General features: G+C 67.6%; 13 protein-coding genes. 3 read left to right on the top strand and 10 right to left on the bottom strand.

Annotation, left to right across the window (positions count from 1 at the left end; genetic code table 11):
- Window positions 1–89: 89 nt before the first annotated feature.
- Window positions 90–1,343: an LVIVD repeat-containing protein gene (locus tag ACQEVI_RS12160; protein WP_432898786.1), complete on the bottom strand. Its 1,254-nt coding sequence runs from the start codon at window positions 1,341–1,343 to the stop codon at window positions 90–92.
- A gap of 365 nt (window positions 1,344–1,708) precedes the next feature.
- Window positions 1,709–3,169 (bottom strand): LVIVD repeat-containing protein, encoded by a 1,461-nt coding sequence (locus ACQEVI_RS12155; protein ID WP_432898784.1) that lies wholly within the window; start codon window positions 3,167–3,169, stop codon window positions 1,709–1,711.
- 183 nt (window positions 3,170–3,352) lie between these two features.
- Here ACQEVI_RS12155 and ACQEVI_RS12150 point away from each other — a divergent pair, with 183 nt between their 5' ends.
- A complete protein-coding gene (locus ACQEVI_RS12150) occupies window positions 3,353–4,069 on the top strand; it encodes a DUF305 domain-containing protein (RefSeq protein ID WP_432905908.1) in 717 nt (238 codons plus the stop codon).
- 75 nt (window positions 4,070–4,144) lie between these two features.
- Here the strand turns inward: ACQEVI_RS12150 and ACQEVI_RS12145 are convergent, their stop codons facing one another.
- The 7 genes from ACQEVI_RS12145 to ACQEVI_RS12115 form a co-directional block, all read right to left on the bottom strand.
- Window positions 4,145–6,721, bottom strand: a complete 2,577-nt coding sequence (locus ACQEVI_RS12145; protein ID WP_432898781.1) for a hypothetical protein — start codon at window positions 6,719–6,721, stop codon at window positions 4,145–4,147.
- A gap of 238 nt (window positions 6,722–6,959) precedes the next feature.
- Window positions 6,960–7,409: a 50S ribosomal protein L9 gene (gene rplI, locus ACQEVI_RS12140; protein WP_116673134.1), complete on the bottom strand. Its 450-nt coding sequence runs from the start codon at window positions 7,407–7,409 to the stop codon at window positions 6,960–6,962.
- Between the two features lie 17 nt (window positions 7,410–7,426).
- On the bottom strand, window positions 7,427–7,663 hold the full coding sequence (gene rpsR, locus ACQEVI_RS12135) for a 30S ribosomal protein S18 (protein WP_116673133.1): 237 nt from the start codon (window positions 7,661–7,663) through the stop codon (window positions 7,427–7,429).
- A 79-nt stretch (window positions 7,664–7,742) separates the two neighbouring features.
- Window positions 7,743–8,294: a single-stranded DNA-binding protein gene (locus ACQEVI_RS12130; RefSeq protein WP_116673132.1), complete on the bottom strand. Its 552-nt coding sequence runs from the start codon at window positions 8,292–8,294 to the stop codon at window positions 7,743–7,745.
- 110 nt (window positions 8,295–8,404) lie between these two features.
- The gene (gene rpsF, locus ACQEVI_RS12125; RefSeq protein ID WP_432898777.1) at window positions 8,405–8,695 is read right to left on the bottom strand and encodes a 30S ribosomal protein S6; all 291 of its coding nucleotides are present in this window, start codon (window positions 8,693–8,695) and stop codon (window positions 8,405–8,407) included.
- Between the two features lie 214 nt (window positions 8,696–8,909).
- A complete protein-coding gene (locus tag ACQEVI_RS12120) occupies window positions 8,910–11,351 on the bottom strand; it encodes a transglycosylase domain-containing protein (RefSeq protein WP_432898774.1) in 2,442 nt (813 codons plus the stop codon).
- Between the two features lie 330 nt (window positions 11,352–11,681).
- Window positions 11,682–14,243 carry a transglycosylase domain-containing protein gene (locus ACQEVI_RS12115; protein WP_432898771.1) on the bottom strand — a complete coding sequence of 854 codons (2,562 nt, stop codon included), beginning with the start codon at window positions 14,241–14,243 and terminating at the stop codon, window positions 11,682–11,684.
- A gap of 338 nt (window positions 14,244–14,581) precedes the next feature.
- Between ACQEVI_RS12115 and ACQEVI_RS12110 the strand changes: the two genes are divergently transcribed.
- Entirely contained in the window at window positions 14,582–15,229 is a 648-nt protein-coding gene (locus ACQEVI_RS12110; protein WP_432898768.1) for a PadR family transcriptional regulator, read from the top strand.
- On the top strand, window positions 15,226–16,317 hold the full coding sequence (locus ACQEVI_RS12105) for an inositol-3-phosphate synthase (protein ID WP_432898764.1): 1,092 nt from the start codon (window positions 15,226–15,228) through the stop codon (window positions 16,315–16,317). The genes ACQEVI_RS12110 and ACQEVI_RS12105 overlap by 4 nt, the downstream gene beginning before the upstream one ends.
- A gap of 89 nt (window positions 16,318–16,406) precedes the next feature.
- On the opposite strand, the gene ACQEVI_RS12100 is transcribed toward ACQEVI_RS12105, so the two are convergent.
- A complete protein-coding gene (locus ACQEVI_RS12100) occupies window positions 16,407–20,429 on the bottom strand; it encodes a carboxypeptidase regulatory-like domain-containing protein (protein ID WP_432898761.1) in 4,023 nt (1,340 codons plus the stop codon).
- Window positions 20,430–20,902 lie beyond the last annotated feature (473 nt).

The following is a 20,902-nucleotide window of genomic DNA, read 5'->3' as shown; positions in this document are numbered from 1 at the left end:
TCATGCCGCGAGGTAGCCACCCAGCGCGAACCGGGTGACTACCTCGCTGCATGGCCCCTGCCGAATCTCTACCTCGGCAAGGCGTGGGCTCAGCGGCCGAACGGCTCCTGCATCTGCGGGTTCAGGCTGTGCTGCCGGACCCGCTCCGCCTTGCCGTCGATGCGGTCGTCGATCTCGAACGTGTCGAACCCGATGCCGAGGTCGTTCGAGTAGGCGTACCCGTTGTAGTAGTACGTCGACCAGGTACCGCCGCTGCTCACGCCCTCACCGCGGTCGAACCACGCGAGCTCGCGCGGGTTGTCCGAGTCGGTGAAGTCGAAGACGGAGACGCCGCCCTGGTACCAGGACTGGACCATGATGTCCTTGCCCTTGACCGGGATCAGCGAGCCGTTGTGCGCGACGCAGTTCTCCGCGGCCGTGTTGATCCGCGGGATCTTGTAGTAGGACGCGAACTCCAGCTCCTTCTTGCCGAACCACTTGCGCTTGATGTCGTAGATACCGTTGGCGCCCAGCTCCGGCGCGTACTCACCGGTGCAGGTCGCGAGACCGCCGCCACCGAGCTCGTCGGTGAAGATCACCTTGGTCGCGTCGTTGTTGAAGGTGGCCGAGTGCCAGAACGCGAAGTTCTCCGTGTCGCGCACCTGGCTGATCACGCGGGGACGCTCACGGTCCTTGATGTCCAGCAGGATGCCGTCACCCATGCACGCGCCGGCCGCCAGGTCGTACTTGGCGTAGGTGGTGATGTCGTGGCAGCCGCTCGTCGTGGAGGCGCGGCGGTCGGGGTCGCCCTCGTAGCCGCCGTCCGGGAACAGGACCGGCGTGGAGACGACCTTGGCCGACGTCGGCTTCTTCACCGGGATCTTCACGATCGAGACGAAGTCGTGGGGCGGCTGGCAGTCCGGGAAGGTCGCGTTCGGCGAGTACGACGACACGTACGCGTAGAGGTCACGGCCGTTCTTCGACGGGGCGAGCGAGTGCGTGTGCGAGCCGCACGCGGTCTCGACGGACTTGATGTACTCCGGGGCGAGCGGGTTGGAGATGTCCCAGATCTTGATGCCCTCCCACGCCGACTTCTCGGTGGCCGAGAGGGACGTCGAGGAGCACGAGTCGTCGCTGCGCGACGAGTCGGTCGACAGCACCAGCAGGTTCTTGTAGACCGAGACGTCGTTCTGCGAGCCCGGGCAGTACACCTGGACGACCTGCTCGGGGTTCTCCTTGTCCGTCAGGTCGTAGACGGTGAAGCCGTCGTAGTTGCCGGCGAACGCGTACTTGCCCTGGAACGCGATGTCCGAACCCGTGCCCTGCAGCGCACCGTTCTTGGGCTGGTTGCTGAGGTGGGTCATGTTCGAGGACTGTGTCTCGCCCGGTGGCACGTCCGGCTCGGCGACGGATGCCGCCGCAGGCCCTGCCAGTGCCACCGTCGCCGCGGCGAAGAACGCTGTCAGCGCGACGCCAGCGGCGCCCGGGACGCGAGAGCGAGTAAAGGTTGGACGACGCACGGGCGCCACACCTCCTAGGTCGGTTGAGGCAGTGTGGCTCACAGCAACCTCTCAGTACCAGGACTCTTGGCTTTTTTTACACAGTGGTGACAATTGCCCCAAGCGACGCAAGTCTGCCCGACGGCGGACGGAGCACCTTCCGTACGGAAAGCACCCCGCCGCCGTCGGGCAGCCTGGTACGCCGGAGCCGACGCACTTACGCGGACGCGTCAGCGGCCGTACGACTCCTGCATCTGCGGGTTCAGGGACCGGAGCCGCACCTTCTCGGCCTTCCGGTCGATCGAGTCGTCGATCTCGAAGGTGTCGAAGCCGATGGCGAGGTCGTTCGAGTAGGCGTAGCCGTTGTAGTAGTACGTGGACCACGTACCGCCACCGCTCACGCCCTCACCCCGGTCGAACCAGGCGAGCTCGCGCGGGTTGCGCGAGTCCGTGAAGTCGTACACCGAGACGCCGCCCTGGTACCAGGACTGGACCATGATGTCCTTGCCCTTGACCGGGATCAGCGAGCCGTTGTGCGCCACGCAGTTCTCGTTCTCCGTGTTGATGCGCGGGATCTTGTAGTACGACTTGAAGACGAGGTCCTTCTTGCCGAACCACTTGCGCTTGATGTCGTAGATACCGTTGGCGCCCAGCTCCGGCGCGTACTCGTCGGTGCAGGTCGCGAGGCCACCGCCGCCGAGCTCGTCCGTGAACACGACCTTGGTGGCGTCGTTGTTGAAGGTCGCCGAGTGCCAGAACGCGAAGTTCTCGGTGTCCCGGACCCGGTCGATCACCCGCGGGCGCTCTCGGTTCGAGATGTCCATCAGGATGCCGTCACCCATGCACGCGCCGGCCGCCAGGTCGTACTTGGCGTAGGTGGTGATGTCGTGGCAACCGGTGGTCTGCGTGTACGAACCGCGGTCGTCACCCTCGTAGCCGCCGTCCGGGAAGAGGTTGGGCTCGGCGACGATGCGGGCCGCCGTGGGCGTGCGCAGCGGGATCTTCACGATCGCGATCTTGTCGTGCGGCGGCTGGCAGTCCGGGAACGTGGCGGACGGGAAGTACGAGGAGACGTAGACGTAGAGGTCTCGCTTGTTCTTGGACGGCGCAAGGGAGTGCGTGTGCGAACCGCAGTCGGTCTCGACGGACTGGACGTACTCCGGCGCCAGCGGGTTGGAGATGTCCCAGATCTTGATGCCCTCCCACGCCGACTTCTCGGTGGCCGAGAGGGACGTCGAGGAGCACGAGTCGTCGCTGCGCGACGAGTCCGTGGACAGCACCAGGATGTCCTTGTAGACGGAGATGTCGTTCTGGCCGCCCGGGCAGTAGACCTGGACGACCTGCTCCGGGTTCTCCGGGTCGGAGAGGTCGTAGACGGTGAACCCGTCGTAGTTGCCCGCGAACGCGTACTTGCCCTGGAACGCGATGTCCGAGCCGGTACTCAGCAGCGCGCCGTTCTTGGGCTGGTTGCTCAGGTGAGTGATCTTCGAGGACTCGGTCTCGCCCGGGGGTACGTCCGGGTCGGCCGAGGATGTCGACGTCGTGCCGGCGATGGACTGCTCCGCCGTACCGTCGCCAGGCGAGGCCAGGCTCGGTGCTGCGACAGCGAGCGTTGCCGCCGCCAGTGCCGCTGCGAGGGCGGCAGCAGCGGCGCCCCGGACATGCGATCGGGTAAGGGTTGTACGACGCAAGGGCGTCACACCTCCTAGGTCGGTACAGGCAGTTTGACCCACAGCGTTCTCCCAGCACCAGGAATTTTGGGCGGTTTTTACACAGCGGAGACAAATTGCCTGGCAGGATCGGCGCGGGTAGACAACTGTCGGAGTCCGGAGATCCAGACGCGACAGCACGTACGAGAGGATCGCCCCGTGGAGATGCTGACAGGTACCGCACGACGGCCGCGCTTCCGCGCGGTCGCTTCCGGCCTCGCCGTGCTGATGCCGCTCACCCTCGGTCTGGCAGGCTGCACCGGGCCGGCCGACGAGCCGGAACCGGTGTCGACGCCCAGCTCCGTGGTGCTGCAGCCGGGGAAGCCCGGCGAGAAGAACGAGACCATCGCCCCCGAGGACTACAAGGGGGCACCCGCCCAGGCAGAGTTCTCCAAGGGCGACGCCGACTTCCTGAGCGACATGATCGTGCACCACACCCAGGCGATCGAGATGTCCGGGCTGGTTCCGGAGCGGAGCGACTCGGAGCCGCTGCAGAAGTTCGCCGCCCGGATCGACGTCGTGCAGGACAGCGAGATCGACCTCATGTCCGGCTGGCTCGAGGAGAACGAGTACGCGGTGCCGCTCACCGCGGAGGCGGGCGACGGCTCCGGCCCGCGGACCTCGGGGCACGGGCACGACGCCGACAGCATGCCCGGGATGCTGACCGACGCGGAGATGGCGGCGCTCGAGGAGGCGTCCGGGGCCGAGTTCGACAGGCTGTTCCTCGAGGGCATGATCAAGCATCACGAAGGTGCGCTCACGATGTGCGAGGAGGTCGCCGGGACGGGCAGCGAGGAGCGGGTCCTCGAGCTGGCGACCAACATCGCGGCCGACCAGATGGCGGAGATCGACCGGATGGCGGACATGCTCGCCGAGCTGTGAGTCGACGTCTGACATGACGATCGCCGGGACAGAGCTGTTGGCTCCGTCCCGGCGATCTGTGGTGAGCGGCGCTGATCAGGCGCGACGGCGGCTCTGCAGGATCAGACCGGCGATGGCTGCCAGCACACCGAGCGCCGCAGCGATGATGACGACGATGCCCACCGCACCCACCGGCGCATCGCCGACCTTGGTCTGGAGCTCACCGGTGCCGTCGGACAGCCGCGTAGTTCCGGACGCCAGCTCCGTGGTGCCCGTGGCCAGCCTGCCGGAACCGTCAGCGAGCAACTGCGTCCCGGCGGCAAGATCGGTGGCACCTGCCGCCAGGGTCTGCGTGCCGTCGTCGAGGGCGCCTGTGCCGTCGACGAGGGTGCGGGTGCCCTTCCGGGCGTCCTCGAGCCCGTCCCGAACCTTGACCGACCCGTCGGCCAGGCGCTGAGACTTCGCGACCTTCGGGACCACGCGGTCGCGGACCTCGATGATGCCGTCGGTCAGCTCGCTGGAGCCGGTGTAGAGCCGGTCGACGCCGGAGACGAGCCCTGGTGTCTTCGATGCCAGGTCGGCGTTGCCGTCGGCCACCCGAGTCGCACCGGAGAGCAGCTCGGGAAGGCCACCCTTGAGCTCACCCGTGCCGGCCGCAAGACCGGCGTTACCGACTGCGACCCGCTGGGCACCGGAAAGCAGCGCCGGCAGACCACCCTTGAGCTCACCCATGCCCGCCGCAAGACCGGCGTTACCGACTGCGACCCGCTGGGCACCGGAAAGCAGCGCCGGCAGACCACCCTTGAGCTCACCCATGCCCGCCGCAAGACCGGCGTTACCAGCAGCTACCTGCGAAGCGCCCGCGACCAGGGCCGGAGTGTTCTGCGCAAGCTCGGCGTTACCGCCAGCCAGCTGACCGGTACCTTCGACGAGAGACCCGCTGCCCTCATAAGCCGATCCGACGCCGGCAACGTACTTCTCTACGCCTGGCACGAGTTGTTCGAACCCGGCGTGCAGGGAAGCGCTGCCGTCCTTGAGCTGCTCTGAGCCTGCGGCGAGACGAACTGCGCCGTCCGAGAGGGTGTGAATACCCGAGGCGACCTGCTGGGCGCCACCAGATACCTGCCCTGCCCCCTTGGCAACGGCCGCCGAACCGTTCGCGACCGCCGATGCCCCTGCGGAGAGTGTGCCGAGCTTGCCGCCGAGGTCCGCCGCGCCATCTTTGGCCTGACCAGCCCCCGTCGCGACTTGCCCGGCGCCAGCAGCCAACCCGCCGGCCGATGCCGCCAGCCCTTCGAGCTGCTGCTTGAGAGCGGGGTCGTCAGTTGTCCCGGCGAGCTCCGTCAACTTCGACTGAAGGGCCTGGTTCCCGCCCTGAACCTGCTGCGCGCCACCGACGAGACCACCAAGCTTCGCAGCGAGGGTCTCCGCGCCACCCTGCGCCATGGCCGCGCCGTCCGCTAAGGGTGCAGCGCCCGCCGCCACGCTCTTGGCGCCCGCTGCGGTCTCGTCCGCGCCCTGTGCGAGCGCGGGTGCAGCGGCGTCGAGCTGCTGCAGACCGGCGTTGAGCTGGTCAGCTCCGGCGTCCAGTACCAATGCGCCGGAGGCCAGGCTGCGCGCACCACCCTGAAGCGCAGATACCCCACCCAGGATGGTGCTGTTCTTCGCGGCCAGCTGCGACAGCCCAGTGTTCAGCGTCTGGCTGCCGACGAACACTCGTGAGGAACCATCGGCAAGCTGGGTAGCGACTGTATCGACCAGGCCAGCTCCCGCAGCCACTCCCTGCGATCCGGATGCCAGTTGACGGGCGCCTGCATCGAGCGGAGTCACACCGTCGCTCACCCTCGCGACACCCGCCCGCAGTTCCCCAGAACCAGCAGCCAGCAGACGCGCACCCGCATCGAGCGGAGTCACGCCGTCGCTCACCTTCGCGACACCGTCCCGCACGTCTCCGGAGCCAGAAGCGAGAAGGCGCGCACCCGCGTCGAGCGGGCTGACGCCCTCACTTACCGTCGCAACGCCGGCGGCGACCAGCAGCGACCCATCCGCGAGCCGCTCAGCTCCGGCAGCAAGCTCAGGTGCCCCGGCGTTCACCTTGCCAAGCCCGTCGTTTATCTTCGTTGATCCAGCTGTCAGCCGCAGTGACGCGTCCGCGAGCTCGGACACGTCCTCCGCCGTCTCTGCGGTGCCGTCCGCGATCTTCTTCGATCCGTCGTGCAGCTTGATCACGCCCGCGCGCAGCTCGGCGGCCCCGTCGTCAAGCTGCCCGGCCCCGTCAGCGAGCTTCTCGACACCCGGCACGACCTCGTTCTGCACGCCGGCGTTGAGCTCGACGGCTCCAGCGCTGAGCTCGTCGACGCCGGAGGCCAGACTCGTCTGGACGCCGTCGTTCACCTCGCCCGCGCCGTCGGCCAGCTGATCCGCGCCGGACGCGACCTGGCCCTGGAACAGGAGCATGAAGCCCGTGGCGGCGATCGCGCCAGCGAGCAGGAAGGCAAGACCCACCGCTATCAGGATCGTTGGAGCCGGACCTGGCTGCGCTGGTCGGGATGCGTGCAACTGCGTCATCGGTTCACCTCTCGCTTCGCGGACTTCGTTGCCCCGCGAAAAGTCGTCCAACCGGCGCCACTGTCCGCCGGGCTCGCCGCCGTTGGCGAGCACGAAGCCCGTCATCTCGGGCGTCTGGGCCGAACGTACCGGCGGTTGACGCTCTGGGGAACGCTCTATTGATCACAACTCAGTAAAACGGGGAAAGATCACCCACCGACGCCGATCGGCGAAACTCATCAACCTGGCCGCATGGTCGCCCGCCGCGGCCCGCCGGTACTGCGCATGCAGAAGGCCCCGGCTCCCCACAGGGGAACCGGGGCCTTTCGCGATCATGCGATCAGACAGTCAACCAAGCGTCAGCTCAGTCGGCGACGACCTTCACACCGATCTTGGCCGACACCTCAGGGTGCAGGCGGATCGACACGGTGTAGTCACCGGTCGTCTTGATGGACTGACCGATCTCGATCTTGCGCTTGTCGACGGACGGGCCGCCGGCAGCGGAGACCGCACCGGCGATGTCCGCCGTGGTCACCGCACCGAACAGACGGCCACCGGGGCCGGCGTTCGCCGCGACGACGACAGGCTTCGCGGACAGCGAGGAGGCCAGGGCCTTCGCCTCGTCCAGCGATGCGATCTCGCGGCTCTTGCGAGCCTTACGGATCGCGTTGATGTCGGACTCGGCGCCCTTGGTCCAGGGCGTCGCCAGCGAACGCGGGATGAGGAAGTTACGGGCGTACCCGTCCTTCACCTCAACCACGTCGCCGGGCTCACCCAGGCCGGTCACCTCATGGGTCAGGATCAGCTTTGCCATTGTTCTCGATCCCTTCCTCAGCGAGCCGTGGACGTGTACGGCAGCAGGGCCATCTCGCGGGCGTTCTTCACGGCCTTCGCGATCTGACGCTGCTCCTGCACGGAGACACCAGTGACACGACGCGCACGAATCTTTCCGCGGTCAGAGATGAACTTGCGCAGGAGCGCCGTGTCCTTGTAGTCGATGTTGTGGATCTTCGCCGACTTGAGCGGGTTGATCTTCTTCTTGGGCTTGCGCACCACAGGCTTTGCCATGGTGTTGCTCCTTTGTCAGGTGCTGCTCACTCGACCTGGCGGGCCGTGCGAGCAAAAAGAATGAACGTGGGGATGCCGATCAGAACGGCGGGTCGTCCGAGAACGAACCACCGGACGACGCCGGGCCTGCCGTGGCCCACGGGTCGTCATTGCTCTGACCGCCACCGGAAGAACTGAATCCTCCACCGGAGCCGCCGCCCTGCTGGGCACCGCCACCGTTGAAGCCACCGCCGCCACCGCCACCGAAGCCGCCGCCACCACCGGACCGCTGGGCCCGGGTGACCTTGGCCGTGGCGTAGCGCAGGGACGGACCGATCTCGTCCACCTGCAGCTCGACAACGGTTCGCTTCTCGCCCTCACGGGTGTCGTAGGAGCGCTGGACCAGACGACCCTGCGCGATGACGCGCGTGCCCTTGGTCAGCGACTCCGCGACGCTCTCCGCGGCCTCACGCCAGATCGAGCAGCGCATGAACAGGGTTTCCCCGTCCTTCCACTCGTTGCTCTGGCGGTCGAAGGTTCGCGGGGTCGACGCCACCGTGAAGTTGGCGACCGCAGCACCTGAAGGGGTGAAGCGCAGCTCAGGGTCCCCGGTAAGGTTCCCGATCACTGTGATGACAGTTTCACCAGCCATGCCAATTCCTCGATTCAGTCGACGTTCCGTACGCGATGTCCGGGCTCGCGGTGAATGCAACCACGAGACACTGACACTCGCGCGGGCGAAGAGGGGTCAGTTCGGACGACTCACTTGTCGCCGGTGCGCAGGATCTTGGTCCGGAGCACGACCTCGTTGAGGCCGAGCTGACGGTCCAGCTCCTTGGCGGTGGCAGACGTCGCGGTGAAGTCGACCACGGCGTAGATGCCCTCGGACTTCTTCTGAATCTCGAAGGCCAGACGGCGGCGCCCCCAGATGTCCACCTTGTCGACGGAGCCACCCTCGGTCGCGATGACCGACAGGTACTTGTCGAGCGACGGGGCAACGGTGCGCTCCTCGACCTCCGGGTCAAGGATCACCATCATTTCGTACTGACGCATGTGTATACCCACCTCCTCTGGTCTCAGCGGTCACGGTCGTTCCGTGACAGGAGGGTTCACAGCAAGGGCCAAGACTACCCGCCATGTGGACGACGGTGGAATCGAACGGCCGAGAGTCCCCTCACACCCGAGGTCTCGGCGGTCTCGGGACGGCCGAGGGGCCGCCTCCGACTGGAGACGGCCCCTCGGTCACGGGGTCCCGGAAGGACGAGCGCTAGCCGCCTCCGCCGCCACCGCCACCGCCACCACCACCGCCGCCGTTCCCGCCGCCGCCACCGCCCGTCGGTTCGCCGGTCGGGAATCCGATGTCGCCCGATCCGGACGAGACGATCACCTGCACCGGGCTACCGGCGGGCACCTCCGTACCCTCGGTCGGGTTGACCTGCATGACCACGCCCCGCTCGACGTCGTCGGACGGCTGGTACTGGATGGCGGGCCGGAGCCCTGCGTTCCGGAGCTGGTTCCTGGCGTTGTTCTCGTCGCCGCCGACCAGACCGCCCGGCACCTTCGTCATCTCTTCATCAGGTCCGGTCGAGACCTGGACCCGGATGCCCGTACCCCGATTTACCTCCTGGCCCTCGTGCTGCACCGAGATCACCATCCCGACGGGCTGATCGCTCTCGACCTCCACCAGCATGGGGCTAAGGCCCAGCTCGGACAGCACCGCCGCGACTCCGTTGTACTGCTGCCCGACGAGCCCGACCGGGACGAGCACCTTGGCGTCCGGGGTGGGCGTCGGCGACGGCGTCGGCGTGGGCGAGGGGGACGGGAGCGGCGGCACGTAGTCCGGGAAGTCCACCACCTCCATGTTCCCAGTGATCTTGTTCATGTACTCGGTCCACGCCTGGACGGGCCAGGTGCCACCGGTCAGGTTGCCGCCCGCCCACTCACCGAACGGCGTGATGGTGGCCTGTCCCTTGTTGTCGGGCGTCATCTGGTAGAGGCCGACGACCGTCGAGATCTGCGGGATGTAGCCGGCGAACCATGCGGAATAGTTGTCGTTGGTGGAGCCGGTCTTGCCGGCGACCGGACGCGGGTTGCCGTCCGGGCCGAGGAGCTCCTGCGCCGGCTTGCCCGAACCCTTCTCGACCACCTGCTGCAGCGCGTAGGTGGCCTTGGTCATCACCTCGGGATCGATCATGTTCGGCTCCGGCACGCCCTCCCACTCGTAGCGGACCTCTTCGCCGTCCTTCACGGAGTTGACCATGTGCGGCGTAGTCCGGGTGCCCATCGCGGCGAACGTGGCGTAGGCACCCGCCAGGTCGACAGCGCGCACCGTGGAGGTGCCCAGCACGTTGGACAGCGTGTCGTTCGTGTCCCCCTTGGGGATCCCCGCCCGGATCGCGACGTCCTGTGTCTTCTGCGGTGTGATCTCCACGTTGAGCTGCGCGTAGACGGTGTTCACCGAGTTCGCCGTCGCGTCGATCAGGTCGATGTCGCCGAACGACTCGCCGCCGGGCTCGGTGCCGAAGTTGGTGAGCTCCTTCTCCTTCTGGACGCCGTCGACCAGCTCCGTCCAGCCGTCGATCTGCATCGGGCTGTTTCCCGTGTAGTACTCGTTGAGCTCGTGGTCCTCCTCGAGCGCGCCGATCAGGGTGAACGGCTTGAACGTGGAGCCGCCCTGCGCCTTGCCGTCGGTGGCTGCGTTGAACTGCTTCTCCGCGTAGTCCGCGCCGCCGTACAGTGCGCGGATCGCGCCGTCCTTGGGGTCGACCGACACGATGGAGACGCCGAGCTCCTTCGATGCGGCGCCCTCACCCTCGTACGGGATGGTCCGCGCCGTCTCGACCGCGGCCTTCTGCCAGTTCGGGTTGATGGTGGTGTGGATCTCATAGCCGCCCTTCATGAGATCTTCCTCGGTGAGGTCCGACCTCGCGGCAAGCTCCTTGCGGACCTCTTCGAGCAGGTACCCCACCTGGCCGGCGCGCGACACCGGCTTGTACTCGATCGGCTCGGGGAACGTGGCCGACTTGCGGTCCTCCTGGGTGATGAGGCCCTGCTCGGCCATGTTCCGCAGGACACGAGCCCACTTCTGCTCGGCGACGGCGCGCGACCCCTCGCCGAAGCGCGGGTCCCAGTACGACGGCGACGGGATGATCCCCACCAGCATCGCGGTCTCCGAGACGGTCAGCTCAGCCGCTGGCTTGTCGAAGTACGCCTTCGCGGCAGCCTCGAACCCGTAGGCGCCGCGGCCCAGATAGATGCTGTTGACATAGCCCTCGAGGATCTCGTTCTTCGACTTCTCCCGGTCCACCTTGACGGCCAGGATGATCTCGCGGAACTTGTCCGCGTAGGAGGTCTGGCCCGGCTCGAAGTAGGTGTTCTCCACGTACTGCTGCGTCAGCGTCGACGCGCCCTGCCGGGTACCGCCGGTCACGTTGCTGACGAAGGCACGGACGATGCCCAGAGGGTCGACACCGAAGTGGTTCTCGAAGTTCTGGTCCTCGGACGCGAGCACGGCCGCGGGCACGTGCGGCGGCAGCTCGTCGAGGGTGCGGATCGTGCGGTCCACCGCCGCGAACGTACCCATCACCCGGTTGTTCACGTAGTAGACGGTGGTGGTCTCCGAACCGATGGCGGCGTTCTCTTCGGGAATCGGGGTGCCGATCCACCCGGCCACGAAAACGCCCACCACGAGCGATATACCGGTCAGCATGGTGCCGACGACAACTCGCCACGACGGGACCCAGGCACGGATCCCCGTGCGGTACGGCCGCGGGTAGTTCCAGACACCCCGCCGTCGTCGGGGAGTTTGCGGCCAGATCGGAGATGGACTCCTGTTCGCCACGTCTTCCTCGTTCCTCGTATCGGTCCAGTGATCGCACTGGGCCGAGGAAACGATAGAGGATCGATGTTCGCGGCAAGTAGTACAAACGCGGTTTCTCTGTGTACGCACCGTGTTCAAGCGGCGGTATCAACCGCAATTCACCCGGCCCGACGACGGGCTCGACCTGCGCCGGCCGAGCCCGTCCCCGCAGGTCACGACCTACCCGAAGATCCCGCCCCCATCATCGGAAGGATCATCGGACGGATCCCCGCCGCCCTCCGCGGGCCCGGTCGAGACGACGAGCGTCACCTCGCTGCCCACCGGCACCTCCGACCCCTCGCCGGGGTTGACCGAGATCACCCGGCCCTCCGGCACGGTGTCGGACGCCTGCTCCTGGACGACCGGCGTCAGCTCGGCGGACTCCAGCTGCCCCGCTGCGGAGCCCTGATCCCGGTTCGTCAGGCCCCAGGGCACCGTGGTGGTCTCCTCCTCGACGGCGGAGCCGTTCGAGACCTGGACGCGGATGGTCGTGCCGACCTCGACCTCCTGGCCGGCCTGGGCCACTTCGAGCACTGTGCCGGCCGGCTGGTCGCTGTCCACCTCCACCGGCTCGGGCACAAGCCCTAGACCCGCGAGCGCCGAGACGGCGTTGGGGTACTGCTCGCCGACGAGGTTGTCGGGTACGACGACCATCTCAGCCTCCGGCTCCTCCGACTGGGTGGCCGAGGGGGAGGACGACGGCGAGGGTTCCGGTTCCGGGGCGGGCGGCACGTACTCCGGGAACTCCTCGATCTCCATGCCCGCGGTCGCCTTGTTCATGTAGGCGGTCCATGCCTTGGCGGGCCAGGAACCACCGGTCATCCACTCGTAGCCGCCGAACGGCTGAACCTGCTCGTAGGTGTTCTTGTCCGTGTCGTACTGGTAGAGCCCGACCACGGTGGTGAGCTGCGGCACGAAGCCGGCAAACCATGCCGACTCGGTCTGCTGCGACGAGCCTGTCTTGCCCGCCACCGGGCGGGAGGTCACGCCGTCGGGGCCCATGAGCTTCTGCGCTTCCACGCCGGACCCCTCCTGGACCACCTTCTCCAGCGCGTACGTCGCGGCGGCCATCACGTCCTCGTCGAACACCTGCTCGCGGTCGGTCTCACCCTCGTCGATGAGGTTGCCGTCACCGTCCCTCACCTCGGTCACCATGTGCGGCGTGGTGCGGTAGCCCTGCGCGGCGATCGTCGAGTAGGCGTGCGCGAGGTCGACGTTGGTCACGTAGTCCGTGCCGAGCACGTTCGCCAGGTTGTTCCTGATGACGCAGCAGTCGTTCGTCTCTTCGTTGTCGTCAGGTCGTGGGATGCCCAGGTCGTAGGCGGCCTGAGCCGTCTTGTCCGGCCCGATCTCCTTGTTGAGCTGGCCGTACACCACGTTGACCGACTGCGCCGTCGCGTCCGCGAGGTCGATCCACCCGTACGACTTGTTGTCGAAGTTGCTCAGCGGGACGTCCGGGCCGTCGGGTTCGTTCTTCCAGCCCTCGATGGTCATACCGTCCGTGCTGTCGTACTTCTTGGTGAGCGGGATGTCCTCCCGCAGCGCCCCGATCAGCGTGAACGGTTTGAAGGTCGAGGCGCCCTGCGCCCGGAAGGTCGCGGCGTTGGTCGGGTACTCCGAGTAGTTCCGCCCGCCGTACATAGCCTTGATCTCGCCGGTCTGCGGGTCGATCGACGTCAGTGAAGCACGGGTGAACTTGCCGGCATCCTCAGGCAGTTCCATCGTCTCGTAGGCGGCGGCCTGCATCTTGCGGTCGATCGACGTGTGGATCTCGTAGCCCTTCTTCGTCAGATCGTCCTCAGAGATGACGGTGCCGTTGGAACCTGGCTGGGCGAGCTCTCTCGCCACCTGCTCCATCAGGTACGCGGTCCGGTTGTCGCCCGACCCCTGCTTGTACTCCTGGAGCTCCGGGAACTGTGCGCTGTTCCGGTCCTCCGCGGTGATGTAGCCGTTCTCCAGCATCAGGTTCAGGGTGCGGTTCCAGCGGTTCTCGGCCTGCTGCTGGGCGCCCTCGCCCTGCCGGGGGTCCCAGTAGGTCGGGTTCGGGACGATGCCCGCGAGGAAGGCCGCCTGGGAGATGGTCATCTCCTTGGCCGAGTGCCCGAAGTACTGCTTGGACGCCGCCTCGACGCCATAGGCGCCTCTGCCCAGGTAGATGGTGTTGAGGTACCCCTCGAGGATCTCGTCCTTCGACTTGTCCCGGTCCACCTTGAGCGCCAGCACCAGCTCGCGGAGCTTGTCGGCGTAGCTCGACTGGCCCGCCACGTAGTAGGTGTTCTCGACGTACTGCTGTGTCAGCGTGGAGGCGCCCTGTCGCGCACCGCCCGTGAGGTTGTTGAGCGCCGCGCGGACGATGCCCACCGGGTCGATACCCGGGTGGCTCTCGAACTTCGAGTCCTCCGACGAGATCACCGCCTGCCCGATGTACGGCGGCAGGTCGGACAGCGACAGGATCGTGCGGTCCTGGGCCGCGAACTTTCCGATGGGCGTGCCGTCGGAGTAGTACACGGTGGTCGTCTGCGATCCGACGTCCGGGTTCTCGGCCGGAACGTCCCACCCGAGCCAACCGGCCACGAGGACACCGGCCACGAGCGACGTGCCCGTCAGGAAGGTGCCCACGACGACCCGCCACGACGGGACCCACGCACGGAGCCCGGTGCGGTAGGGGCGGGGGTAGTTCCAGATTCCCTGCCGCCGTCGGGGAGTGTGGGGCCAGATCGGAGGGGGACTCCAGTTGGACACGTCAGCCTCTTCCTCGGTTCGACTTGCGCCCGTCGCCTGCGGTCGAGACTTGCCACGGCGGACAAACCGAAACCATAGGGGATCACCCGCATGCACTAACAGCCCGAAACTGCTCCCCGAACCCGCACACCGACACTTCCCCCAGGGTCAGCCCAGTCCGTCTGCCCCCGCTTCACATTTCATCCACTAACGAACTGAGGGCGACGGCACCGGAGCGGCGGATTGCGCACCATGATCCGCGTGCCTATTCTCTCGATGTATCGACTCGATACATCGAGTCGTCGATCGGGAATGGATTCGACCGGAAGATCGGGGTCGAGCTCGGGAAGGAGGCCGCCGTGCGCAGTCGATCCGACGTCCTGGAGACCGCGGTCCTCGGCCTGCTCAACGAGTCCCCGCTGCACGGGTACGAGCTCCGTAAGCGCCTCAATCTTGTGCTCGGCTCGTTCCGTGCCTTCTCCTACGGCACGCTCTACCCAGCTCTCAAGGCCCTGGTCACACGTGGTCTGATCGCGACGACGGAGAGCGACCCGCCGCCGGCCCCGCCCCGCAGGACCAAGCCGGTGATACCCGGCCGCACCACCAAGCCCAAGCCCCTCGGCCGACGCCGGGTCGTCTACGAGCTGACCGCCGAGGGCAAGGAGCACCTCCACGCCGTCCTGGCCAGCGCCGGCCCGGCTGCCTGGGAGGACGACAACTTCGACGTGCGGTTCGCGCTCTTCGGGCAGACCGACGCCGAGACCCGCCTCCGTGTCCTCGAAGGTCGGCGCACCCGGCTGACCGAACGACTGGAGGCGTACCGCCAGGCCGCGGCGCACCCGCGTTCACGGCTCGACGAGTACGCGCTCGAGCTCCAGCGGTTCGGGCTCGAGAAGGTCGAGCGCGAAGTGCACTGGCTCGACAGCCTCATCTCCACGGAACGGGGTCGTGCTGCGGCGCCGCCCCGCCCATCGCAGCAAGACCAAACGAAGAAGGAGCGAGGATGACCTCCATCCGCGTGGGCATCGTCGGCGTAGGAAACTGCGCCTCGTCCCTGGTTCAGGGCGTGCACTACTACCGTGACGCCGACCCGGCGAGTACCGTCCCGGGCCTCATGCACGTGCAGTTCGGCGACTACCACGTGTCGGACCTCGAGTTCGTCGCGGCATTCGACGTCGACGCGAAGAAGGTCGGCTTCGACCTGGCCGAGGCCATCAGCGCGTCGGAGAACAACACCATCAAGATCGCCGACGTGCCGCCGACCGGCGTCACGGTCCAGCGCGGCCCCACGCTCGACGGCCTGGGCGACTACTACCGCGCCACGATCGACGAGTCCACGAAGGATGCCGTCGACGTCGTGGCCACGCTGCGCGAGGCGCGGGTCGACGTGCTGGTGTGCTACCTGCCGGTGGGCTCCGAGGAGGCCGCCAAGTTCTACGCGCAGTGCGCGATCGACGCCGGCGTCGCCTTCGTCAACGCCCTCCCCGTGTTCATCGCGTCCGACCCCGCGTGGGCCAAGAAGTTCGAGGACGCGGGCGTGCCGATCGTCGGCGACGACATCAAGTCCCAGGTCGGCGCGACGATCACGCACCGCGTGCTGGCCAAGCTGTTCGAGGACCGCGGCGTCGTCCTGGACCGCACGTACCAGCTGAACGTCGGCGGCAACATGGACTTCAAGAACATGCTGCAGCGCGACCGTCTGGAGTCGAAGAAGCTCTCCAAGACGCAGGCCGTGACGTCCAACCTGACGGGCGCCCTCGCCGGCAAGAAGGAGGACCGCAACGTACACATCGGTCCGTCGGACTACGTGGCGTGGCTCGACGACCGCAAGTGGGCGTACGTGCGCCTCGAGGGCCGTGCGTTCGGCGAGGTGCCGCTCAGCCTGGAGTACAAGCTCGAGGTCTGGGACTCCCCGAACTCGGCGGGCATCATCATCGACGCGGTGCGCGCGGCGAAGATCGCGAAGGACCGCGGTGTCGGCGGCCCGATCCTGTCCGCGGCCACCTACTTCATGAAGTCCCCGCCGGTGCAGATGGAGGACACCGCGGGCCGCGCCCAGCTGGAGGCATTCATCCGCGGCGACATCGAGCGCTGACCCACCGAGGTAGAGCCACGGCGACACAGGACTGCAGCCCACCCCGCGTCGGGGTGGGCTGCAGTCCTACTTCGGCGTGACGGGACCGGCTACTTGAGCGGGTCCAGCTCGAAGTCGGTCACGACGTTGGTGCCCGCCGTCACCTTCGCGGAGCCGACCTGCGGGACGTACCCGTTGGCCGTTGCGATGATCTGCGTCTTGCGCTCCGACTTGTCGAACCAGTACTCGTACTTGCCGTCCGCCCCGGTGACCAGGGTGACCGTCGAGAAGCGGCCGTTGAGCTGGACCACCGAGTCCCCGAGCGACACGACGCCGTCAGGGGTGAAGCCGCCCACGGTGCCGGAGAGCTTGCCCCAGCTCTTCGGCGGGTTGATCTTCATGGACACGTCCACCGACGGGGCGTCGTAGGGCGTCGCGGCGTCGGCGACGATCGAGCCGGTGAACGTACCCGGCTGGGCCACCACACCGTTGAGGGCCGCGGTGATGGTCTTGCTCTGACCCGGTGCGAGCGTGAACTCGGCGGGGGTCGTCGTCACCCAGTCCATGCTGCCGCCGCCGGCGGTGTCACCGGAGACGTTCATGACGATGTGCATGTCGGGCCAGCCGATGGAGTCCGTCGTCGCCGGCTCCGGGAGCGCGCAGTCGGTGGCGGAGAGGTACGACGGCGCGCTCTGACCCGCACCGTTGGACCCGATGTAGAAGACGCCACCGGTCGCCTGCTGGTTGGCCGAGACGATCTCGACGACGAGCGTGGAGCCGGCCGGCACCTCGCCCGTCACGGGCACCGAGATCATCGTCAGGGTCGAGGCCGGGATGGCGATGTCAGCCGTCCCGATCTGCGTCAGGTTGGCGAACGTGAGTGCGCCGTCCAGGGTGTGGAGCTTGACGGTCAGGGTCTGCGCCGTCGCCTGCTCCACCCCGAAGGAGACCTCCGAGACGTCGAAGTCACCGTCGATGCCGAAGTCGCTCAGCGTGAACGTCCGGAAGAAGTGGTTCTCCGTCGTCCCCGCCAGGCCACCGCACGAGGCCGAGCTGAGCTCGGCGATCTCCTGCGACGTCGAGTGGGTGATGGTCGTGGCGTTCGGCGACACCGGGATGGACTCCGGCGTCACGACCTTGCCCGTGGTCCCCTTGCCCGCGGCCTGGAGCCGCGTACCCGAGGTACCGAGCGACCCGCCGACCTTCGCCGACGGCTTCGTGGACTTGGCGACGGTCGCCTCGCCCTGCGGGTGCTGGATGACGGCGGCGCCCTCAGCGCCCAGGATGTCGAAGCCACCACCGCTGCCGACCAGCTCGACGTCGGCCGGCGCGGTGCCCTCGTTCTTCACCGTGAACCGCTTGGTCGTGGAGCTGCCCAGGGGGAGCGTGGTGCTGATCGAACCGGTGCTGACGGCGAGCTTGCCCGCGGCGAGCGCCGCGTCGAACGTGCCGGTGCCCTCCGGTTCGAGCGTGACGGTGCCCGACTCGGACTCGTAGTCCGGCGCCGTGATCTCGACCGTGTAGTCGCCGGGGAGGGCGATGGCCGAGTAGGTGCCGTCCTCACCTGACGTGGCGGTCCGGGTGACGCCCTCTGCGGTCGCCGTGACGGACGCGCCCTCGACGGGGTCACCCGTGTTGAGGTCGGTGACGGTGCCCTCGAGGAACGCGAGGACCGGGGCGGTGTAGGTGATGGTGAGCCCCGACGAGATCGCGGGGGTGTTGTTGGAGTACTGCATGCCGACGGTGCCGGTGGCGTTCTCGATACCGACCGTCGCCGAGTTGCCCTTGGCGGTGTCGGTGTCGCTGACGTCGCCGTAGCCGAAGAGCACGGTGCCGTCGGCGACGAGGGTGACCGAGAAGTCCAGGCGGTCGGTGGCCGGGCTGTACTTGCGCACGTTGCGCCACTCGAGGACGAACGCGTCCTCGCCGTCGACCGTCGTCGTGCCCGTGTAGAGGCCCGACTCGGCGTCGATGAGCAGGTCGTCCCAGAAGGGGTACAGGGCGGCGTTGGGAACCGCGCTGCTCGGGATCGGACCGTTCGCGTAGCTCGTCGTGCCGGCCAGGAAGTTCACGTGGCCGTTCGACGTGACGAACGCGGTGTCGTAGCCCTCGCCGTAGAAGGGGAACTCGAAGGGCAGGTCGAGCGACGTCTGCACGTCGTCACCGGTGAGCGAGGTCTTGGTGTCGCCCTGCAGGTAGTCGCCGGTCGAGGTGGCGCAGGAGTAGCCGAAGTCGTCGGTCACCGCGGTGATCTCGACGGGCACGTCCTTCGCGCCGTCGACCACGACGTCGGCCTCGAAGGAGGAGGCGCAGCCGCCCATCTCCACGGTCAGCGGGTAGGTGCCCTCGGGGACGTCGGCGAAGGCGAAGGTGCCGTCCGCGCCGGTGGTGGTGTCCTCGAAGTGGCTGCCGAGGCTGACCGGGGCGCCCACCACGGCGTCGCCCGACCCGGCGAAGGTGACGGTGCCCGTCACGGCGTGCGACGGGGCGGCCTCGAGCGTGATCGGCACGTCGACGGTGCCGTCCTCGGTGACGACGGCGGGGGCCGGCGTCGAGGGCAGGAACCCGAAGGCGGACGCGGACACCGTGTAGTCGCCGGTGGCGACGCGCGCGCTGAAGGTGCCGTCCTCGTCGGTGCTGACGGTGCGGTCGCGCTCACCGTCGACCGTGACGTCGGCCCCGGCGATCGGGGTGCCGGCGGCGTCGGTCACGGTGCCGTTGACGTACCCGGTCGCGCCGATCGGCGCGGCGTCGATGAGTGCGGCGACGTCGAGCTTGCCCTCGCCCCACACGTTGTTGTCGTCGGCGGTACCGCCGCAGGTGGTGTCGTTGGTGTCGACGGCGGACTCGTCGAGCAGGGCCTGCGTGCCCTCGATGTCACCGATGAGGGCGGGGGCCGCGCTCCACAGCAGGGCCACCGCGCCGGCGAGGTGCGGGGCCGCCATGGACGTGCCGTTGAAGGCGGCGTAGCCGTCACCCGGGACCGAGGAGCGCACGTTCACGCCGGGGGCCGAGATGTTGGGCTTGACCAGGCCGTCCTCGCCGGCACCGCGGGACGAGAAGCCGGCGATGGCGCCGTTCACGTCGAACGCGCCGACCGAGTAGGAGCCGGTGTTGGCGCCGGGGGACGACGTCGTCGTGCAGCCGGGGCCGGAGTTGCCGGCGGACCAGGTGCCGAAGATGCCTGCGGCCTCCCAGGCCTCCGTGGTGTCGGTGTACCAGTCGTCGATGGTGCCCGCGGCGGTGAGGCCCCACGAGTTGTTGACGACGTTGGGCCGCATCGACGGGTCGGGGTCGCTGCCGTCGGTCTTGGTCGGGGCGACTATCCACTGCCCGGACGAGAGCAGGGCGGCGTCCGAGCAGCTGTCGCAGCCGTTCGTGGCGATCCAGTCGGCGCCGGGAGCGACACCGATCTGGTTGCCGTTGCCGTCGTCGCCGACCATCGTGCCGATGGTGTGCGTGCCGTGGCCGTTGTCGTCGAACGGCAGCTCGGCCGAGCCGGAGGTGTCCTGCCAGTTGTAGTCGTTCACGACCGTGCCGTCGGACTGCTTGCCGCGGTACTGGTCGGCCAGGGCCGGGTGGTCGTACTGCGCGCCGGTGTCGATGTTCGACACGGTGATGCCCTCACCCGTGTAGCCCATCTCCCAGACCTCTGGCGCGTTGATGGCGTCCAGACCCCACTCGACCGCAAGGGTGCCCTTGTCGCTGACGTCGGTCCGCTTGACCGGCTCGACCAGGTTCAGCTGCACCGTCTCGCTGATCCGCTGGACCTCGCCGCTCTTCGCGAGCTTGTCGGCCAGGGCGAGCGTGCCGTCCTGGACGAGGATCCGGTTGCTGATCCAGTAGCTCTCGTAGTCGGCGCCGGCGGCGTCGAGCTGCTTGATCAGGCTCGCCTGGGACGTCTCGGCGGTGCTGGTGAGGGCGTCGTAGACCCGCTGCCCCCGCTCGTCCCAGTTCGTGATGCCCCGGGCGTCGGTCAGGTCCGCCTCGTCGGCCATCTCGACCCAGAAGTCGGCAGTCTTGCGCTCCGCCAGCATCTCCCTCGCGAAGTCGGTGAACTTGTCTTCGGGGTCGGCCGCCACAGCCTTCGTGGTTGTCGCCGCTGTGGCCGGGGACGTTCCTGCGAACGCCACCGGGGCGACGCTCAGCGCTGATGTCGCGACAAGCGCGAAAACCGCTGTGGCGGTTGTCGAGCGTTTCGCGAGAGCAGTTCGACGATGCATGAACCCTCCATTACCCGGCGCATCCACGACTCCGGATGCGCTTGGACGGACCACGGTCGTGGGCCATCCCTAACCGTGGTTCGCGCAGGTCAGGGCAACAAGGTCCGTTCACGGTCAGGTGTAGGTCACTTCTCGGTCAAAACACGGTCGGGGTGGAGCGACCGCCCGTGTCAACAGCCCTGGCAAAACTTCACCCGGTTGCGATCGAAATTCACCCTTAGCGGGTGGTTCGTGGCATAAAGATGCCACCCGGGCGGGAATGTGTCATTTCCGGCACGCAACGCGCAGGTAACGAAAAATTGACCTCATTGGTACGGGCCGAGGACAAACTGGCCGCTCGCTGGCTGGTTTCCACCCGGTAAGTACCCGAACGGCCCCATCCA

The organism is Promicromonospora sp. CA-289599 (assembly GCF_050936155.1).
Taxonomy (GTDB): Bacteria; Actinomycetota; Actinomycetes; order Actinomycetales; family Cellulomonadaceae; genus Promicromonospora.
Note: the sequence above shows the minus strand (reverse complement) of the source record. Positions and strands in the feature narration are given on the sequence as shown.

Excerpts from the sequence above, each read along its gene's own strand:
- ACQEVI_RS12150 (WP_432905908.1), top strand. The coding sequence starts at position 3,353 with ATGCTGACAGGTACCGCACGACGGCCGCGCTTCCGCGCGGTCGCTTCC.
- ACQEVI_RS12130 (WP_116673132.1), bottom strand. The coding sequence starts at position 8,294 with ATGGCTGGTGAAACTGTCATCACAGTGATCGGGAACCTTACCGGGGAC.
- rplI (WP_116673134.1), bottom strand. The coding sequence starts at position 7,409 with ATGGCAAAGCTGATCCTGACCCATGAGGTGACCGGCCTGGGTGAGCCC.
- ACQEVI_RS12105 (WP_432898764.1), top strand. The coding sequence starts at position 15,226 with ATGACCTCCATCCGCGTGGGCATCGTCGGCGTAGGAAACTGCGCCTCG.
- ACQEVI_RS12145 (WP_432898781.1), bottom strand. The coding sequence starts at position 6,721 with ATGACGGGCTTCGTGCTCGCCAACGGCGGCGAGCCCGGCGGACAGTGG.
- rpsR (WP_116673133.1), bottom strand. The coding sequence starts at position 7,663 with ATGGCAAAGCCTGTGGTGCGCAAGCCCAAGAAGAAGATCAACCCGCTC.
- ACQEVI_RS12120 (WP_432898774.1), bottom strand. The coding sequence starts at position 11,351 with ATGCTGACCGGTATATCGCTCGTGGTGGGCGTTTTCGTGGCCGGGTGG.
- rpsF (WP_432898777.1), bottom strand. The coding sequence starts at position 8,695 with ATGCGTCAGTACGAAATGATGGTGATCCTTGACCCGGAGGTCGAGGAG.
- ACQEVI_RS12160 (WP_432898786.1), bottom strand. The coding sequence starts at position 1,343 with ATGACCCACCTCAGCAACCAGCCCAAGAACGGTGCGCTGCAGGGCACG.